The following is a 15,495-nucleotide window of genomic DNA, read 5'->3' as shown; positions in this document are numbered from 1 at the left end:
ATGATTCCCCCTAATTAAAACTTCTCTGGATTTAATAATGCATACACTAAATACACTGTAATTGCTGCGACAATAACCGATAAGACAATCATCATGATTGCTTTCCTTCTTTCACAACTTTATCTGACCAACTTGCAAGACTTGCCATTGATGCAACTAATAAAATAAAAATCCCGACCATTACAACATCTAACATAGCTATCCCTCGCTTTGTTTTTGTTAAAATTTACCATATAAATATTAAAAAAGAACAACAAAAAGTAAACCTCCTCTCTAAACGCTTACGAGGTTAGCTGTCGGATTCGGGCCTAAAGAGTAGCCCTACTTTCAAAACTGAAAGATTCACCCCAAGTGACGATGCACAAAATTGGTTCCCCCGCTCCATTTCTGGAACTCAGCGATTTTAGGTTTTTTTGGAAATTTTATGAATGATTTATGAGAGTAAATATACTCCTCTATATTTCACTTGTAAAGGGTTAAATTACTGAAAATAATAATATTTACATTCATTTAAACGCTCACATTGAAGATTATTACTATTATTTCATCTATTTTCTTTATTTCTCTTCTCTTTTCTTAAAAATGACCTTTTAAATATGAAATAAAAAGAGCGAATGAGATGAAGTGCATAGCTTGTTGCACTCAGCATTCGCTCTTTTTTATTCAACCTTTATTCTCCTCGTAAAAATGCACGTAAATTTCTCCCGCGAATATAAACTTGTGTCAATTCTGCATGTAGCTGCTCATACTCGGTAATATCCACCTCTAAATACAAAGCATCTTTTGATGGTAATATAATATACGGCCCTGGAAAAAAGGGATCGATCTGAACCAATTCTTGAACTCGCTCTACCGATACTGCCCAACGATTTGCTATATCTCCAAGTAATAATACCTTCATCATTTCTTCCCCCGCCCTATTCAAAAAATAAAAAAGAAATATTATCACAATTTGTAAACACGACAAACTTAGCTCCAATTGTTTCATAGAGCCTCGCTGGATATCGTTTATTCCTTGTAACAACAGTAATAGGTGCTTGAAAAGAAAAGCGAATGTGTTCTGTGAAAAAACTAACGATTGGAAGCTCATCCCCTAGTAAAATCACCTTCTTAATACACTCACAAATACTAGTAAAGTCCTGCTCCTTACTGCAGCTATAAGTCCAATCAAACCCACAATTCCTAACTTCAGCCGCTATCTCTTCATTTGCTGTAAAAATAATTAACTTATGTTGAAATGGTACTAGATCTCTTAAACTATCTACCTTACTTTCTTCTCCAACACAAATAAGTGTTAGTTCCATGTACCTCATCCTCCTTAGTATAAAAGAAATCAAACATAGATTGATATTCCCCTATACTAATCAGATCGATGAAGTGATGTATCCATCATGGCACCGTCCTCTCTCAAGACGCTTACGAAGTTAGCTGTCGGATTCGGACTTTGAGAGTAGCCCTACTTTCAAACTTGAAAGATTCACCCCTAGTGCCTACGCACAAATTGGTTCCTCCGCTCCATATAATTGGACTCAGCGTTTACAAAAAATGTATTCTGGCTGATATATTACTCCTGTATTTTGAAAAAGTAAACAGAAAAAAAGCCAGTTATAAAACTGGCTTTTCACTTACCTATGCACGCGTTCTATTCACTTTATATGCAAAATGATTCGTCGGTCCATGACCACTACCAATATTCAATGGCTCTTCAATTGCTATACTAATAAATCGTTTTGCTTCTTGAACAGCATCTTCAATTGAGTATCCTTTCGCAAGTCCTGCTGTAACCGCTGAAGCAAATGTACACCCACTTCCATGCGTTTGCTTTGAAGGAATTCGCTCGCTTCTAAACTCAATAAATTTTTCTCCATCAAAGATGAAATCAATTACTTCATTCCCTTGATATTCTGCATGTCCGCCCTTCATAAGCACATATTTAGCACCTAATTCATGCAATACTTTTGCAGCTTCCTTACTATCTTCAACATTATGAATCTCCATCCCAGTTAACACTTCTGCTTCTGGGACATTCGGTGTTATAACAGTTGCTACTGGTAATAAATATTCTTTTAATGCTTGAACTGCTTCTTGCTGTAATAATGATGCACCGCCTTTTGCAATCATAACGGGATCTAGCACAATATTATTCCAGCCAAACTTTTTAATTTGTTCTGCAACAATTTGAATTATTTCACTACTAAATAACATTCCTAGTTTCACTGCATCTGGTGTTAAATCCGTACCAATTGAATTCAGCTGTTCTGTAATACCTTCTAACGGAACAGGATATCCCCCTTGAACGCCAAGCGTGTTTTGAGCAGTAATTGCCGTAATAGCCGTCATTCCGTATACACCAAGCTCTTGGAATGTTTTTAAATCTGCCTGAATTCCAGCACCGCCGCCGCTATCAGACCCTGCAATTGTTAAAGCTTTATTCACTTTCATCCCACTCATCCTTTTCTATCCAAAATAGCGATGATAAATCGTTTTTGCTTCGCTTATATCTTTCGTTCCATGTACGAGCACACGGCCATCTTTAAAGGCTACTAACCTCTTGTCTTCAACAGAAAATGATAATAAATATAGATTTATATTTAAATCATTCACGCGACCTTCCAGCAACTCTTTATATTGTTCAAAATTCATTTCATCTTTATAAGGTGGTCTAATTTGAACTGTATTTCGCCCGCATAAAACTGCTGTTTTTGATGTGTTCTCTTTATTTAAATACGGATATAATGCATTCTCTCCGCATGAAGGACAATTATGCTGGCGAAGTTTTTGCACATTCATACATGAATACTCATTCTTCCACATATCAAACGATACAAGCCCATCTCGAAGTGATTCGTAATCTTCTACTAACAGTTTAAGAGCTTCTGTTACTTGATGAGAAACGACAAGAGATACAGCAGGTGATATAATACCCGCTGTATCACATGTTGCCCCGCCAAGCGGAATCGACTGTAATAAACATGATAAACATGGTGTTTTACTAGGAAGGATTGTGTAAGAAAGACCGTAACTACCTACACATGCACCGTAAATCCATGGAATAGAATATTTTTGTGCTATATCATTCACAATAAAGCGTGTTTCAAAATTATCAGTCGCATCAATAATTACATCAACATTTGTAACAAGTTCTTCTAGCTCTTCAGCTGTTACATCTTGAACGAGAGCTTCTATTGTTACATCACTATTAATCTCTTCTAAACGTTTTTTAGCCGCTATAGCTTTTGGAAGATTATTCTTTACGTCGCTCTCTGCATACAATTGTTGTCTTTGTAAATTACTCCAATCTACATAATCACGGTCAACAATTGTTATCTTGCCAACACCTGCTCTTACAAACATCTCTGCATTTGCACTACCTAATGCACCTGCACCGATAATAAGCACATGCTTTTCTCTTATCTTTTGCTGTCCTTCTTCTCCAATTGGAGAAAATAGTTCTTGGCGAGAATATCGATTATTCAACTACGCTCATTCCTTCTAAAGGACTACTTGCAGTTGCACAACGCTTACGTGCAATACGACCTGCTTCAAATCCTAAACGGCCTGCTTCAATACTTAATTTCATTGCTTTTGCCCATTTTAATAGGATCTTTTGCTCCTGATACAGCTGTATTTAATAACACGCCATCTGCTCCTAATTCCATTGCAAATGCCGCATCAGCTGGGCTACCAATACCGGCATCAACGATAACTGGTACTGTCGCTTGTTCAATAATGAAGCCCAAATTTAATGGATTTACAATACCAAGTCCTGATCCGATTGGAGATGCTCCTGGCATAATCGCATGCACGCCAAGCTCTTGTAATTTACGTGCTAATACAACATCATCAGATGTATACGGAAGTACGATAAATCCTTCTTCCAGTAACATTTCAGATGCCTTTAACGTTTCTACCGGATCAGGTAATAACGTTCTATCATCACCAATAACTTCTACCTTTATCATGTCACAAAGCCCAGAAGCTTTTGCTAATTTTGCAATACGAACAGCCTCTTCAGCATTTTTTGCTCCTGCTGTATTTGGTAATAACGTATATTTTTTCACATCAAGTTTCTCTAATAAATTAGGTTGCTTTGCATCAAAGATATCCATACGACGTACTGCAAACGTTAAAATTTCAGCTTCAGAAACGTCAATTGCCTTTTGCTGTACGTCAAAATCAGGGAATTTACCTGTTCCTAATAAAAGTCTAGAATGAAATGAAAATGGTCCAATGTTTAACATAATCAACCGCCTCCTACGAAAGTTACAATCTCAATTTGGTCTCCATCAAAAACAGATGTATCTGTATGATCATCTTTTTGTAAAATATCTTTATTACGCTCTACTACAACAATTCTGTTATCTAACTCTAAATGTGTAAGTAGCTCAGCTACTGTTTTTACACTCGCTGGCACTTCAATTTGGTTACCATTAATTTTTAAATTCAAACTTCCATCCCCTTTCTAAACTCTTCTAGAAAGCAATGAATCTAGCAAATGATTCTCTTGCTTTCCTTCTATTAAATCAGCCATATATTGGCCAGAAATAGGACTTAATAAAATACCGTTTCGATAATGGCCCGTGCAAGCATATAAACCTTTTATTTCTTCATGCTCTCCCATATAAGGAGCTTCATGATTCGATTGTGGTCGTAATCCTGCCCACGTGCTTTCCCATTCTGCTTCTTTTAAAGCTGGCAATATTGTATAAGCACGCTCTAATATAGAAGTTATACTTTCTGGCTGCACAGTTTTATTGAACGTATGTGGCTTCATTGTTGCCCCAATTACATAACGTCCACCGCGCTTTGGAGTAATGTAAAATCTTTCTTGAAAAATAGGTGCTTTTAAAAGTTGTTTTCTACTTCTTACCGCAACCACTTCTCCTTTAACTGGATATGTACCCCAATCACGGTGAAAATAACTGAGTAACTTCGTGCTCCATGAACCTCCTGCAATAACGACTTTCTCACATGTGACAATACCTTCACTTGTAATAACTCCAGTCACTTTATTATTTTCAATACGGATATCAAATACTTCTGCCTGTTCATATATATCAGCACCGGAAATTGCCGCAGAATGTGCGAATGCTTTCGTAAGCTCTGGTGCAATAACATGACCGTCTTTCGGATAATATACTGCTCCTATAATAGATTCGGATAGATATGGCTCTTTTTCCCGCACATGGTCTCCCGTTAGAAAATAAGAATCTTCACCTGTTTTCTGCTGCCAATCCATAATGTGAAGAATTCTTTCCTTCTCATCTTCATTTTGAGCAATACGATAAATTCCTTTTTCTTCATATCCAATATCAATACCCGTCTTTTCACGTAAAACTGCTGCAAGTTGTGGAAATATAGCTCGGCTTTCTCTAGCAAGTTCAAATAGCGGATCATACACATCCCATTCTGCCTGAACACCAAGTAAACCAGCAGCTGCTTTGGAAGCTTCCGATGCAATACTTTGCTTCTCCACAATCGCTACTTTATGTCCTCTTTCTGCTAGAAAATGTGCAACTGAACTGCCAATTACACCACCACCAATAATCGCTACATCATACTTCTCACACATGTTTTTCCGCCCACTTTCTTATTGATTCCTTATAAGATTTCGCTTTGCTATACGGGTTACTACTACTTACAATTCCAGACATAACTGCTATACCACTTACACCGTTAGTAAGAACATCCACTGTGTTTTCTGGGGTAATTCCTCCAATTGCTGTAATCGGTATAGATAAACACCTTGCAATGTCTGAAATTTCTTCAAGCCCTCTCGCTGGCACACCTTTTTTACAATCTGTCGGAAATACATGGCCATAGACAAGTGAATCCGCCCCATTCTTAAATGCATCGATCGCCTCTTCTAAAGAATGCACAGAATAACCGACATGCAAATAAGAAAACTTTTCTTTCACTGACCTTACATCTGCGCTTCGATATCCTAGCTGCACGCGCGGAATGTTTAATAAAATAGCAATATCAATTCGGTCATTTATCACTATTTTCGATGCTGGAAAGCCTTTCCTCAAAAGACTTTCCACACCTTCATACAATTCCTTTGTACTCTTCTCACGCTCACGAATATGCAAATAATCAATCTCACTCTCAATTTGCATCGCTACATTCACTAACTCTTCGAATGGCATATGGCCATTTGAGATTACGTGGAGCTCATTTTTCATATTCATTCGCCTACTTTAAAATATTTTCGAATAGTTCATCGGCTGGGACGGTTTCTTTCGTCATTCCTTTGTCCTTCAGCCACTTATTTTGTTTCTCCCAAGATTCTTTTGAATCTGATAAAAATGGCTCATCTTTCGTTTCCATCTTCTCTAATAAAATTTTCATACTTTCCTTTTCAACTTCTGGCACAAGTGGGAAGTTTTCTTTTTCTTGATGATTTAATAAAATATTCAATGCTTCATCTGGGTTTTTCTTCATCAAATCATAGCCTTTTTTCGTACCACGTAAGAAAGCTTGCAACGCTTCTTTATCTTTTTTCAACGTTTTATCACCTGTTACAAACACAAGCTCATGGTAGTTTGGTACTCCGTAATCAGCTGGATTAAAGTACGCTGGTTCATGGCCTTCATGACGCATAACAGGTACTTCATGGTTAATATATGCCCCTGTCACCGCATCTACTTTCTTCGTAATTAATGCTGGTACTAAATCAAAGCCAACATCAACTACTTTCACTGTATCAGGATTACCACCAGCTTCTTTTACCATCGTTTTTAAATACATCTCACTTAAAGGTGTTCCAGAGTATCCTACTGTTTTTCCTTCTAAATCTTTCGGTGATTGAATGCCCGCTGATTTCAGTGATACAACATGATTTAATGGTGAACGTACGACAGCTCCAATTGATTTCACTGGAATTTGCTCATTCGCTCTCGCCATAACAACATCTGGCTGATAATACAAGCCAACTGTCACCTTCCCTGCTGCTGCCAGCGTTAATGGATCAGTCGGATTAGAAGGGAATTTAATATTTACCTTTACACCTTCTTCTTTAAAGTATCCTTTTTCAATTGCTGCATAGATAAAGCTATGTACCGCATTTGGATACCAATCTAACATGACTGTTATTTCTTTCTCTTTTTTACTTTTGTCTGATGCTGAATTACTCGAACATCCTGCAATTATTGCAATTAATAATGTAAACACAAAGATGCGCTTTAAAAATTTCATGAATACTTCCTCCAACTAATGAATTTCTTTTCTAATATGGAAATAATTACGACGAAGAAAATAGCTAATAATGATAACAATACAATAGGTGCAAATACGCCAGCTCCATCTAACTGCGTCATCATTCTCTTACTGAAATATCCAAGCCCAGCTTGTGCACCGAGCCATTCTCCAATTGCTGCTCCGATAACACTAAGCGGAACTGCAATTTTTAAAGCTGAGAAAAAATAAGGAAGAGCAGACGGCAACTTTAATTTAAGAAAAATATCTCTTTTTGTTGCTCCATATGTAACTAAGAGCTCCTCCCATTCTTTTTTCGTACTACGCAGTCCATCATACGTATTGACCGCAATTGGGAAAAACGTAATTAAAACTGTGACAACAACCTTACTCCAAATTGTGTATCCAAACCATAAAACAAATAGCGGAGCAAGCGCAGTAATCGGAATCGTTTGTGAAGCAACTAATACTGGATAAAATGCTCTCTCCATCCATGTACTCGCATTCATTAACATCGCTAGCCCTACACCTAATACGATAGAGATAACAACACCTATTAAAACGACGTATAACGTTGCAGGTAAATGAACTGTAAATAATATGTCTTTTAGTTTCCATATCTTCATTACAATCGCAGAAGGTGACGGTAAAATGTACATCTCATCTACAATTCTTGCTCCTATTTCCCACACAGCTAGTAAAATACTAGAAAGTGTAATAGCAGGAACTAATTCTTTCAATCGGTTCATCACACAAGTACCTGCCTTTGTAACATACTAAGAAGCTCATCTTTCAGCGCTAATACTTCCGGTTTATATAAATCTTTTCGTGTTCTGTTATGATCAAGCGGTACAGTCCGCTCAGTCAAAGTCGTTATCGGCTGCTGTTCCACTACTAAAACTCGGTTTGAAAGAAATAACGCTTCTTCAACATCATGAGTAATGAATAAAATTGTTTTTTCCCACTCTTGCCATTGTTCAAACAACCATTCTTGCAAAGAGGTCTTCGTTAAAGCATCCAACGCACTAAATGGTTCATCTAACAGCAATATTTCCCCGCCTGTTAATAAAGTTCGAATAAAAGATACACGTTGTCTCATACCACCAGATAAATCTTTCGGATATTTTTTCTCATACCCTTGCAAACCAAATTTATGTAACAGTTCCTTTGCCTTTACTTGTGCTTCTTTCTTCTGTACACCTTGGCACTCTAGCGGCAGGGCAGCATTCTCAATAATTGTTCTCCACGGCAAAAGCATATCTTTTTGCGGCATATATCCTACAGGATGGTGCTTTGTTTCTGTCAGTTCTATCTGTCCAGTACTTACCTTTTCTAGACCTGTAATAAGGCGAAATAAAGTACTTTTCCCACATCCACTCGGTCCGATAATACTGACAAACTCTTTCTCATGTATAGAAGCATTTAATTCATGGATGATTGGTTTCTCATCGTAATGAAAAGAAACATTATGAAACTGTAGTATGTTCTTGCTCCTCAAATCCCCACATCTCCTTACGATAGGACATATCCCAGAATAAATATTCAAATCGACTGGAATATAAGAAAATCTCCTCTAATCTTTCTAGTTCTGTCTCAGACTTTCCAACTGCCATTTTATTTAATAAATCTATTAACCAAATACAAAGATTACCGTATTCTTCCGAACTATATCCTTGAATCCACTCACCAAAAAACTCATGATCTCTTGCTCCAGGAATATCATTTAAACGCTTTCCAATTTCCCAATAGCTCCACATACATGGAAGAAGCGCTGCTATTAATTCCGCAAGTGTGCCATTTTGAGATACAGACATCATGTAATTTGTATAAGCTAAATTTTTAGCAGATGGTTTCGCAGACTCTATCTCCTCTATAGAAATTCCAAGTCTTTTTGCATATTGTTTATGGATTGTCATTTCGCCATTTAATATTCCATCAATTTGTTCAGCGAACTTTCCCATTACTTGTGGATTCGTTGCTTTTACAACACCAATCGCATATAACTTTGCATAATCTAGCAGATATAAATAATCTTGAATAATATAATACTGGAATTTATCTTTTTCTAACGTGCCATCTCCCATACCCACTACAAACGGATGATTATGACTCATCTCCCAAACCGGTTGCACAGTTTCTAATAATCTATCGCAAAATTTCATTTCTCTATCCCCTTTCAATATATGTATCTAAATAAAAAACCACTTCTATATATAAGAAGTGGTTACAGCAAATAAAGTTATACATTTATTCGATGTTCCACTTCCCTTCGCTAGTATTACCTAGATCAGGTGTTGTAAGGGTTAAGGATTATTCCTCTCTCAGCAAATCAAGCACCCCTAGTGGTTTCAATATGAAATTTTCAAATAAAAAAGCCCCGTTTCTATACGCAAAGAAACGGGGACTCATTGTTAGTGTCCGAATTGCTTCCCTACGCTAGCATAATCTAGATCAGGTAATAAAAAGGATCAAAGGCTTACGGCCTACTCTCAGCTGGCAACACCAGCTCTCCTAGCAAACTATAAAATTATCACTGTCAGTATAACACCCTAATAAGACATCATCAACTTTTTTAATTTTCTTAATTATTAACAAAATATCAAAGTTATACAATACATACATTCTATTTTAGAAAATAAAACCCCAATTAATTGTATAAAAAGGAATCATTATCCTCAAAAAATTTATTTTTATATTGATTTCATATTACATTTATGTGAATACACCCACTATATTATATCTTTATACTATAATAAAATTACAACTAGAGGAGGTCTCTATTCCATGAATATGAAAGCTGCTGCTTTAACAGCAACTACTGTAGCGATTGCTTCTTTACTTCCTTCTATGGGTGAAACAAATGTACAAAAAGCAAACGCTGAACAATTATCTAATATTAAAACTGGGTATGTCAAAGTCGATCAAGTAGCATTACATACAGAAGATAACGTAAAAAGCACATCAATTGATACAATTCGCTTTAATACAAAAGTGAACATCCTTGAAACAACTAATGAGTGGTATAAAGTATCTGTTCATAATAAAGTAGGTTATGTACAAAAAGATGCTATTTTACTAAAAAACAAACTTCATTCTAATGATCAATACATCGTTAATGCTAATGCATTAAACGTTCGCTCTGAACCTAATTTAGAATCTTCCATTTTAGATGTATTACCAAATGGCAAGTTTATTACCGTTCAAGAAGATCAAGGCGAATGGTATAAAATATCGCATAATGGCCAAACAGGTTACGTACAAAAAGCATTCATCTCTAATGGTTCACAACCCTTAATAAAAGGAATCACCGTTCAAAATAATACAAAATATACTGTTGCAACACCTAATCTAAATGTACGTAGCAACGCTAGTACAAGTAGCGCTCTACTCGGTTCATTACAAAACGGTACACAAGTACAAGTAGTAGAAACTGTAGGAACTTGGTATAAAATTCGTTTTGGCACAGGATACGGATATGTAGCAAAACACTATGTAGTACAAAATCAACCACAAGCTAAAACAGATCAACCTTCATCAATTCCAGCTGCTTTCAAATTCCCTGCTCAAGGAAGAATTAGCTCAACCTTTGATATACGCTGGGAACAAATGCATTATGGTATAGATATTGCCGCTCCAGGAAACGTCTCTATCCAAGCTGCTGCTGCAGGTAAAGTTGTGAAATCTTATTATTCAGCTAGCTATGGCAATGTTGTTTTCATTGCGCATCAAATCAATGGGAAATTATATACAACTGTTTATGCTCATATGAAGGATCGCACTGTACAAGCTGGTGATCAAGTACAAACTGGACAATTAATAGGTCATATGGGAAACACAGGTCATACATACGGGCAACATCTTCATTTTGAATTACATAATGGAGAATGGAATTTTGAAAAAACAAATGCAGTAAATCCACTGCCATATTTAGTTAGGTAAATTGTATGCCACGCAATATACCTCTTATAATTGAATACGTAGCCTTTTTAGGTTTAATCTGCTGTTTAATCATTTACAATACAAACATTGTATTTTTATCTATTATTATTGCTTTTGTTGCATTAGAAATTATGATGGAATCATTTCAAGTGCAACTAAAACAAAAAATTGCCCATATTTATAATGCTATTTTTCTTTTGAGTGCTCTCATAACAAATATAATTAGTAATGGCTTTTATTTATCTACTGTATTTCCAGTATTCTTTATGGCTGTTTTATTATTTGTAGCTAGATATATTAATGTCCCTTATAAACAAAAACAAGAACAAGAAGCTTAGAAAGAGGAGACACTGTGTACCAATCTTTCAAAGATACTCCAATAAAATACATATTGAATTTGTATAAGAAAGCCAATACTTTTTTTGGTATACAAGGAAGTTATACTGAACAACTTCTCCTATATGGAATGTTGTTTCTTGTCTTAATCACTTTCTCCTTGTTTTACTAACAAAAAAGGATCTCACATAAACTGGAGATCCTTTTTAATTTATATTAATTTTTCATATCGGAAATATTGTTTATCCACAAGCATATTTTTCATAAATAAAGCTCAGATTATATTTTTTCTCTAAGCTCATTCTTTGTTCGTCATCGCACCAATAGAAAAGAATATCATGAATCGTTGCGTAACGCTTATTTTTAAGAAATAGCCTAAAGAATGATGGTAAACAATCATGTAATTGTATAAATATATAATTGCGTAGTATTTCTTCTTTATATTCAATGCCCTTACAAATATACAGTAATTCTTCACAATAATATGCATGCTGTGGAACTTGTATCATTTCGAAAAATGGCACATAAGATAGTAGCTTTCCAATAAAATGACCGTATCGATCCATTACTCCTATCGTCATATGCTCCATCATTTCTTTCATCACATATAAATAATCATCTACATGCGTTGTCTTTAATGGGTCTAAGCGATCGGAAATTTGAGATAATACAGCTCTTTGACATGCTAAAACTGCCTGACTAGGTCCATAATATGATAGGAAATCTGTACACTTACGATATTTCCGTAATAAATCATGTGTATACAAATCATATACAAAAGTATTACAATACATTGCTAAACTCATCATATCACTATTTAATTGCTCTTTTGATAATGATTTCGCTCTCTTGCACATATAAAAGAATGTAAATTCCAATACTTCTTTATGAGATAATAAATGTTTACAATCGGTTATACACTTCTCATTAAATTTAACTCTATCCCAAATTTCAATATCCCTATCTGTCAATTCACCTATACGATATTTAATAATTAAATAATTTAAAGCAACTGATTGTGTCAAAAGATCCCATGTTTCATATTCCAATGAAGTATGAACAAACTCAGCTAATCCTTGCGCTATCATAAAATCATTTGCCTCTTCATACCAACCAATCTCTTGACATAAGCGAAGAATACGCACTAAAGTTGGAATTTCATCTTTATGAAACTGCGGTAATTTCTTTGCTTTATTCATGCCATATACGATAAATGCCGCTAAATTTTCTTCTTTATAAAATTCTTTTTCTTTCCATACTAATATAGTTCGTTCTTTCCCCTCACCTTTTGGGTGACAAGGTACAAGCAAAGAAAATAATTCAGCGAAATTATTTGGTTCTATATATGTATCTGTAACCAAATTCCAATTTGGATCGCCCTGTACAGCCTTCATATAATTCCCCTTCCCTTTTCATCTATGTAGGAAATATTAATTTATTATCGCACCACTAAAAATTAATATTGTTATATTCAAAATCCCTCATAATACTTATATCTATCAGTATATCATCTTTTCTCTTATTAAAAATGAAGAATAACAAATTAAAAAAAACTGTCGAAATTATTAACCGTATCCTTATTATATAATGTCTCAGATACATCACGCTAACATATTAGTTTAATCCATATATGCTAGAATAATGTATCTGAACTTTATATATAATTTAGCTCTTTATGAGTGACCATTAGACTCTCGGTTAATTAAAGTTTCAATTTACTCTGTATGCTCTGAGATTTCGCTCAAGGCAAATCCAGCTTGATCATCTGCTGATTCCCTTATAGCTAAATCTCCTAGTGCTAACATGCCAATAAGTTGACCACTATCAACTACTGGTAATCGTCTAATTTGATGCTGTGCCATTAGCTCTGTAGCTTTTTCAATAGAATCATTTGGAGAAACTGAGATAATATTTGTTGTCATTACATTTGTAATTTTATTAGATCCAGGATGTTTTTCAGCAATCCCTCGAACGACTAAATCACGATCAGTAACAAGCCCAACAACTTGCTCATTTTCAACAACAGGAATTAATCCAACTGATTCTTCCTTCATTTTAACAGCTGCCTCATATACATTGTCTAGCGGTGTACAATGTACAATATGGGTACTCATTAAGTCTCTAACTCGTGTCATTATGATTTCCTCCTTTTTATACATACCATAGCTTTTCCAAAATTCCTTTATTTATTTCTGGAAAGTAACGTAATAAAAAGGATTAACAAAATAAAAAAGAGTCAGCATAATGCTGACTCTTTTTTGTATGACCCGTACGGGATTCGAACCCGTGTTACCGCCGTGAAAGGGCGGTGTCTTAACCACTTGACCAACGGGCCATGGCTCCGCAGGTAGGACTCGAACCTACGACCGATCGGTTAACAGCCGATAGCTCTACCACTGAGCTACTGCGGAATAATATATGGTGGGCCTAAATGGACTCGAACCATCGACCTCACGCTTATCAGGCGTGCGCTCTAACCAGCTGAGCTATAGGCCCATATACTTTACAGGGGCAGTAGGAATCGAACCCACACTGGAGGTTTTGGAGACCTCAGTTCTACCTTTAAACTATGCCCCTAAATGATGCCGGCTAGAGGACTTGAACCCCCAACCTACTGATTACAAGTCAGTTGCTCTACCAATTGAGCTAAGCCGGCATAAAAAAATGGTGGCTCGGGACGGAATCGAACCGCCGACACGAGGATTTTCAGTCCTCTGCTCTACCGACTGAGCTACCGAGCCAACATAAATGGCGGTCCCGACCGGGGTCGAACCGGCGATCTCCTGCGTGACAGGCAGGCATGTTAACCACTACACCACGGGACCATTTGGTTGCGGGGACAGGATTTGAACCTGCGACCTTCGGGTTATGAGCCCGACGAGCTACCGTGCTGCTCCACCCCGCGACAATATAAATTTTTAAAAAATGGAGGAGGTAGAGGGATTCGAACCCCCGCGCGACTCTCGCCGCCTGTCGGTTTTCAAGACCGATCCCTTCAGCCGAACTTGGGTATACCTCCGAGACATATATTAAATAAAGTGGAGCCTAGCGGGATCGAACCGCTGACCTCCTGCGTGCAAGGCAGGCGCTCTCCCAGCTGAGCTAAGGCCCCATGCTTTTTGGGAATATCGGGAAGACAGGATTTGAACCTGCGACCCCCTGGTCCCAAACCAGGTGCTCTACCAAGCTGAGCCACTTCCCGTTAATAAAAGCGCGCCCGAGAGGAGTCGAACCCCTAACCTCTTGATCCGTAGTCAAACGCTCTATCCAATTGAGCTACGGGCGCATATGGTGCCGAGGGCGGGGGTCGAACCCGCACGGTGGTCACCCACCGCAGGATTTTAAGTCCTGTGCGTCTGCCTGTTCCGCCACCCCGGCATGTCATATTGAAAATTGGAGCGGAAGACGGGATTCGAACCCGCGACCCCAACCTTGGCAAGGTTGTATTCTACCACTGAACTACTTCCGCAAGACATGTATGAGTTATTTTATTAAAAGTGCAGGTTAAGGGAGTCGAACCCCCACGCCAAAGGCGCTAGATCCTAAGTCTAGTGCGTCTGCCAATTCCGCCACACCCGCATATTTCATTAAAATGGTGAGCCATGAAGGACTCGAACCTTCGACCCTCTGATTAAAAGTCAGATGCTCTACCAACTGAGCTAATGGCTCTTAATGGCTGGGCTAGCTGGATTCGAACCAGCGCATGACGGAGTCAAAGTCCGTTGCCTTACCGCTTGGCTATAGCCCATTAATTAAGAATGGTGGAGGGGGGCAGATTCGAACTGCCGAACCCGAAGGAGCGGATTTACAGTCCGCCGCGTTTAGCCACTTCGCTACCCCTCCGACATATATGGTGGAGGATGACGGGATCGAACCGCCGACCCCCTGCTTGTAAGGCAGGTGCTCTCCCAGCTGAGCTAATCCTCCATTTTGCCTGGCAACGTCCTACTCTCACAGGGACAAGGTCCCAACTACCATCGGCGCTAGAGAGCTTAACTTCCGTGTTCGGTATGGGAACGGGTG

Annotated in this window: 18 protein-coding genes, 19 tRNA genes, 1 rRNA gene, 1 pseudogene and 4 riboswitches; of the genes and pseudogenes, 2 read left to right on the top strand and 37 right to left on the bottom strand. The window is 37.4% G+C overall.

The window, feature by feature from the left end:
* Nucleotides 1–14: 14 nt before the first annotated feature.
* The 15 genes and pseudogenes from kdpF to tenA form a co-directional block, all read right to left on the bottom strand.
* Nucleotides 15–92: a K(+)-transporting ATPase subunit F gene (gene kdpF, locus MR169_RS15645; protein ID WP_223153441.1), complete on the bottom strand. Its 78-nt coding sequence runs from the start codon at nucleotides 90–92 to the stop codon at nucleotides 15–17.
* Nucleotides 92–196 carry a SipW-dependent-type signal peptide-containing protein gene (locus MR169_RS15640; RefSeq protein ID WP_000887894.1) on the bottom strand — a complete coding sequence of 35 codons (105 nt, stop codon included), beginning with the start codon at nucleotides 194–196 and terminating at the stop codon, nucleotides 92–94. Before MR169_RS15640 ends, kdpF begins: the two co-directional genes overlap by 1 nt.
* 68 nt (nucleotides 197–264) lie before the next feature.
* A riboswitch (cyclic di-AMP (ydaO/yuaA leader) is annotated at nucleotides 265–410 on the bottom strand.
* A gap of 134 nt (nucleotides 411–544) precedes the next feature.
* A complete protein-coding gene (locus MR169_RS28230; RefSeq protein WP_001999105.1) occupies nucleotides 545–667 on the bottom strand; it encodes a hypothetical protein in 123 nt (40 codons plus the stop codon).
* A 3-nt stretch (nucleotides 668–670) separates the two neighbouring features.
* A complete protein-coding gene (locus MR169_RS15635) occupies nucleotides 671–904 on the bottom strand; it encodes a hypothetical protein (RefSeq protein WP_242319635.1) in 234 nt (77 codons plus the stop codon).
* 13 nt (nucleotides 905–917) lie between these two features.
* Nucleotides 918–1,304 (bottom strand): hypothetical protein, encoded by a 387-nt coding sequence (locus MR169_RS15630; protein WP_000424066.1) that lies wholly within the window; start codon nucleotides 1,302–1,304, stop codon nucleotides 918–920.
* Nucleotides 1,305–1,397: 93 nt separating this feature from the next.
* A riboswitch (cyclic di-AMP (ydaO/yuaA leader) is annotated at nucleotides 1,398–1,545 on the bottom strand.
* An 84-nt stretch (nucleotides 1,546–1,629) separates the two neighbouring features.
* A complete protein-coding gene (gene thiD, locus MR169_RS15625; RefSeq protein ID WP_242319634.1) occupies nucleotides 1,630–2,442 on the bottom strand; it encodes a bifunctional hydroxymethylpyrimidine kinase/phosphomethylpyrimidine kinase in 813 nt (270 codons plus the stop codon).
* A 15-nt stretch (nucleotides 2,443–2,457) separates the two neighbouring features.
* Nucleotides 2,458–3,477, bottom strand: coding sequence for a thiazole biosynthesis adenylyltransferase ThiF (gene thiF, locus MR169_RS15620; protein ID WP_001065423.1), 1,020 nt, complete (start codon nucleotides 3,475–3,477; stop codon nucleotides 2,458–2,460).
* Nucleotides 3,470–4,241, bottom strand: a pseudogene (thiG, locus tag MR169_RS15615) (thiazole synthase). The gene thiF and the pseudogene thiG overlap by 8 nt, the downstream one beginning before the upstream one ends.
* 2 nt (nucleotides 4,242–4,243) lie before the next feature.
* On the bottom strand, nucleotides 4,244–4,447 hold the full coding sequence (gene thiS, locus MR169_RS15610) for a sulfur carrier protein ThiS (RefSeq protein ID WP_001049502.1): 204 nt from the start codon (nucleotides 4,445–4,447) through the stop codon (nucleotides 4,244–4,246).
* A 15-nt stretch (nucleotides 4,448–4,462) separates the two neighbouring features.
* Nucleotides 4,463–5,572: a glycine oxidase ThiO gene (thiO, locus tag MR169_RS15605; protein WP_000333315.1), complete on the bottom strand. Its 1,110-nt coding sequence runs from the start codon at nucleotides 5,570–5,572 to the stop codon at nucleotides 4,463–4,465.
* Nucleotides 5,565–6,185 carry a thiazole tautomerase TenI gene (gene tenI, locus MR169_RS15600; protein ID WP_016117180.1) on the bottom strand — a complete coding sequence of 207 codons (621 nt, stop codon included), beginning with the start codon at nucleotides 6,183–6,185 and terminating at the stop codon, nucleotides 5,565–5,567. The genes thiO and tenI overlap by 8 nt, the downstream gene beginning before the upstream one ends.
* A 10-nt stretch (nucleotides 6,186–6,195) precedes the next feature.
* The gene (locus tag MR169_RS15595) at nucleotides 6,196–7,197 is read right to left on the bottom strand and encodes an ABC transporter substrate-binding protein (RefSeq protein WP_242319633.1); all 1,002 of its coding nucleotides are present in this window, start codon (nucleotides 7,195–7,197) and stop codon (nucleotides 6,196–6,198) included.
* The gene (locus MR169_RS15590; protein ID WP_206905542.1) at nucleotides 7,194–7,946 is read right to left on the bottom strand and encodes an ABC transporter permease; all 753 of its coding nucleotides are present in this window, start codon (nucleotides 7,944–7,946) and stop codon (nucleotides 7,194–7,196) included. The genes MR169_RS15595 and MR169_RS15590 overlap by 4 nt, the downstream gene beginning before the upstream one ends.
* Nucleotides 7,946–8,695 (bottom strand): ABC transporter ATP-binding protein, encoded by a 750-nt coding sequence (locus tag MR169_RS15585; protein ID WP_001256793.1) that lies wholly within the window; start codon nucleotides 8,693–8,695, stop codon nucleotides 7,946–7,948. Before MR169_RS15585 ends, MR169_RS15590 begins: the two co-directional genes overlap by 1 nt.
* Nucleotides 8,664–9,359, bottom strand: a complete 696-nt coding sequence (gene tenA / locus MR169_RS15580) for a thiaminase II (RefSeq protein ID WP_000666830.1) — start codon at nucleotides 9,357–9,359, stop codon at nucleotides 8,664–8,666. Before tenA ends, MR169_RS15585 begins: the two co-directional genes overlap by 32 nt.
* 85 nt (nucleotides 9,360–9,444) lie before the next feature.
* Nucleotides 9,445–9,548, bottom strand: a riboswitch (TPP riboswitch).
* A 60-nt stretch (nucleotides 9,549–9,608) separates the two neighbouring features.
* A riboswitch (TPP riboswitch) is annotated at nucleotides 9,609–9,720 on the bottom strand.
* Nucleotides 9,721–9,981: 261 nt separating this feature from the next.
* Between tenA and MR169_RS15575 the strand changes: the two genes are divergently transcribed.
* Both MR169_RS15575 and MR169_RS15570 read left to right on the top strand, forming a co-directional pair.
* The gene (locus MR169_RS15575) at nucleotides 9,982–11,136 is read left to right on the top strand and encodes an SH3 domain-containing protein (RefSeq protein ID WP_242319632.1); all 1,155 of its coding nucleotides are present in this window, start codon (nucleotides 9,982–9,984) and stop codon (nucleotides 11,134–11,136) included.
* Between the two features lie 5 nt (nucleotides 11,137–11,141).
* Complete coding sequence (locus MR169_RS15570; RefSeq protein ID WP_001137821.1) at nucleotides 11,142–11,474, top strand: hypothetical protein; 333 nt, start codon at nucleotides 11,142–11,144, stop codon at nucleotides 11,472–11,474.
* 240 nt (nucleotides 11,475–11,714) lie between these two features.
* On the opposite strand, the gene MR169_RS15565 is transcribed toward MR169_RS15570, so the two are convergent.
* The 22 genes from MR169_RS15565 to rrf form a co-directional block, all read right to left on the bottom strand.
* Nucleotides 11,715–12,866, bottom strand: coding sequence for a DUF3965 domain-containing protein (locus MR169_RS15565; RefSeq protein ID WP_000648911.1), 1,152 nt, complete (start codon nucleotides 12,864–12,866; stop codon nucleotides 11,715–11,717).
* Between the two features lie 321 nt (nucleotides 12,867–13,187).
* On the bottom strand, nucleotides 13,188–13,607 hold the full coding sequence (locus tag MR169_RS15560; protein ID WP_000199010.1) for a CBS domain-containing protein: 420 nt from the start codon (nucleotides 13,605–13,607) through the stop codon (nucleotides 13,188–13,190).
* Between the two features lie 128 nt (nucleotides 13,608–13,735).
* A tRNA-Glu gene (locus MR169_RS15555) sits at nucleotides 13,736–13,807 on the bottom strand.
* Between the two features lies 1 nt (nucleotide 13,808).
* Nucleotides 13,809–13,883, bottom strand: a tRNA-Asn gene (locus tag MR169_RS15550).
* 8 nt (nucleotides 13,884–13,891) lie between these two features.
* Nucleotides 13,892–13,968 (bottom strand) — tRNA-Ile (locus MR169_RS15545).
* Between the two features lie 10 nt (nucleotides 13,969–13,978).
* Nucleotides 13,979–14,049, bottom strand: a tRNA-Trp gene (locus tag MR169_RS15540).
* Between the two features lie 6 nt (nucleotides 14,050–14,055).
* Nucleotides 14,056–14,128 (bottom strand) — tRNA-Thr (locus tag MR169_RS15535).
* A 9-nt stretch (nucleotides 14,129–14,137) separates the two neighbouring features.
* Nucleotides 14,138–14,213 (bottom strand) — tRNA-Phe (locus tag MR169_RS15530).
* A gap of 8 nt (nucleotides 14,214–14,221) precedes the next feature.
* Nucleotides 14,222–14,297 (bottom strand) — tRNA-Asp (locus MR169_RS15525).
* Nucleotides 14,298–14,300: 3 nt separating this feature from the next.
* Nucleotides 14,301–14,377 (bottom strand) — tRNA-Met (locus tag MR169_RS15520).
* A 21-nt stretch (nucleotides 14,378–14,398) separates the two neighbouring features.
* Nucleotides 14,399–14,491: transfer RNA gene (locus tag MR169_RS15515), tRNA-Ser, on the bottom strand.
* A gap of 20 nt (nucleotides 14,492–14,511) precedes the next feature.
* Nucleotides 14,512–14,584: transfer RNA gene (locus MR169_RS15510), tRNA-Ala, on the bottom strand.
* A 16-nt stretch (nucleotides 14,585–14,600) separates the two neighbouring features.
* Nucleotides 14,601–14,674, bottom strand: a tRNA-Pro gene (locus tag MR169_RS15505).
* 10 nt (nucleotides 14,675–14,684) lie between these two features.
* Nucleotides 14,685–14,758: transfer RNA gene (locus MR169_RS15500), tRNA-Arg, on the bottom strand.
* Nucleotides 14,759–14,761: 3 nt separating this feature from the next.
* A tRNA-Leu gene (locus MR169_RS15495) sits at nucleotides 14,762–14,850 on the bottom strand.
* A 16-nt stretch (nucleotides 14,851–14,866) separates the two neighbouring features.
* Nucleotides 14,867–14,941 (bottom strand) — tRNA-Gly (locus MR169_RS15490).
* Between the two features lie 29 nt (nucleotides 14,942–14,970).
* Nucleotides 14,971–15,051, bottom strand: a tRNA-Leu gene (locus MR169_RS15485).
* A gap of 14 nt (nucleotides 15,052–15,065) precedes the next feature.
* Nucleotides 15,066–15,141: transfer RNA gene (locus MR169_RS15480), tRNA-Lys, on the bottom strand.
* Nucleotides 15,142–15,145: 4 nt separating this feature from the next.
* Nucleotides 15,146–15,220, bottom strand: a tRNA-Gln gene (locus MR169_RS15475).
* A gap of 11 nt (nucleotides 15,221–15,231) precedes the next feature.
* Nucleotides 15,232–15,315: transfer RNA gene (locus tag MR169_RS15470), tRNA-Tyr, on the bottom strand.
* A gap of 8 nt (nucleotides 15,316–15,323) precedes the next feature.
* Nucleotides 15,324–15,399, bottom strand: a tRNA-Val gene (locus tag MR169_RS15465).
* Between the two features lie 5 nt (nucleotides 15,400–15,404).
* A 5S ribosomal RNA gene (gene rrf / locus MR169_RS15460) occupies nucleotides 15,405–15,495 on the bottom strand; the annotation flags it as partial.

This window comes from Bacillus cereus group sp. BfR-BA-01349 (assembly GCF_022663795.1).
In the GTDB taxonomy this organism is placed as follows: domain Bacteria; phylum Bacillota; class Bacilli; order Bacillales; family Bacillaceae_G; genus Bacillus_A; species Bacillus_A cereus.
This window is presented reverse-complemented; position numbering and strand designations above follow the sequence as displayed.

Bases quoted from the DNA above. Each gene is read 5' to 3' on its own strand.
- kdpF (WP_223153441.1), bottom strand. From the start codon at position 92: ATGATTGTCTTATCGGTTATTGTCGCAGCAATTACAGTGTATTTAGTG.
- MR169_RS15640 (WP_000887894.1), bottom strand. From the start codon at position 196: ATGTTAGATGTTGTAATGGTCGGGATTTTTATTTTATTAGTTGCATCA.
- MR169_RS15635 (WP_242319635.1), bottom strand. From the start codon at position 904: ATGATGAAGGTATTATTACTTGGAGATATAGCAAATCGTTGGGCAGTA.
- MR169_RS15630 (WP_000424066.1), bottom strand. From the start codon at position 1,304: ATGGAACTAACACTTATTTGTGTTGGAGAAGAAAGTAAGGTAGATAGT.
- thiD (WP_242319634.1), bottom strand. From the start codon at position 2,442: ATGAAAGTGAATAAAGCTTTAACAATTGCAGGGTCTGATAGCGGCGGC.
- thiO (WP_000333315.1), bottom strand. From the start codon at position 5,572: ATGTGTGAGAAGTATGATGTAGCGATTATTGGTGGTGGTGTAATTGGC.
- tenI (WP_016117180.1), bottom strand. From the start codon at position 6,185: ATGAAAAATGAGCTCCACGTAATCTCAAATGGCCATATGCCATTCGAA.
- MR169_RS15595 (WP_242319633.1), bottom strand. From the start codon at position 7,197: ATGAAATTTTTAAAGCGCATCTTTGTGTTTACATTATTAATTGCAATA.
- MR169_RS15590 (WP_206905542.1), bottom strand. From the start codon at position 7,946: ATGAACCGATTGAAAGAATTAGTTCCTGCTATTACACTTTCTAGTATT.
- tenA (WP_000666830.1), bottom strand. From the start codon at position 9,359: ATGAAATTTTGCGATAGATTATTAGAAACTGTGCAACCGGTTTGGGAG.
- MR169_RS15575 (WP_242319632.1), top strand. From the start codon at position 9,982: ATGAATATGAAAGCTGCTGCTTTAACAGCAACTACTGTAGCGATTGCT.
- MR169_RS15570 (WP_001137821.1), top strand. From the start codon at position 11,142: ATGCCACGCAATATACCTCTTATAATTGAATACGTAGCCTTTTTAGGT.
- MR169_RS15565 (WP_000648911.1), bottom strand. From the start codon at position 12,866: ATGAAGGCTGTACAGGGCGATCCAAATTGGAATTTGGTTACAGATACA.
- MR169_RS15560 (WP_000199010.1), bottom strand. From the start codon at position 13,607: ATGACACGAGTTAGAGACTTAATGAGTACCCATATTGTACATTGTACA.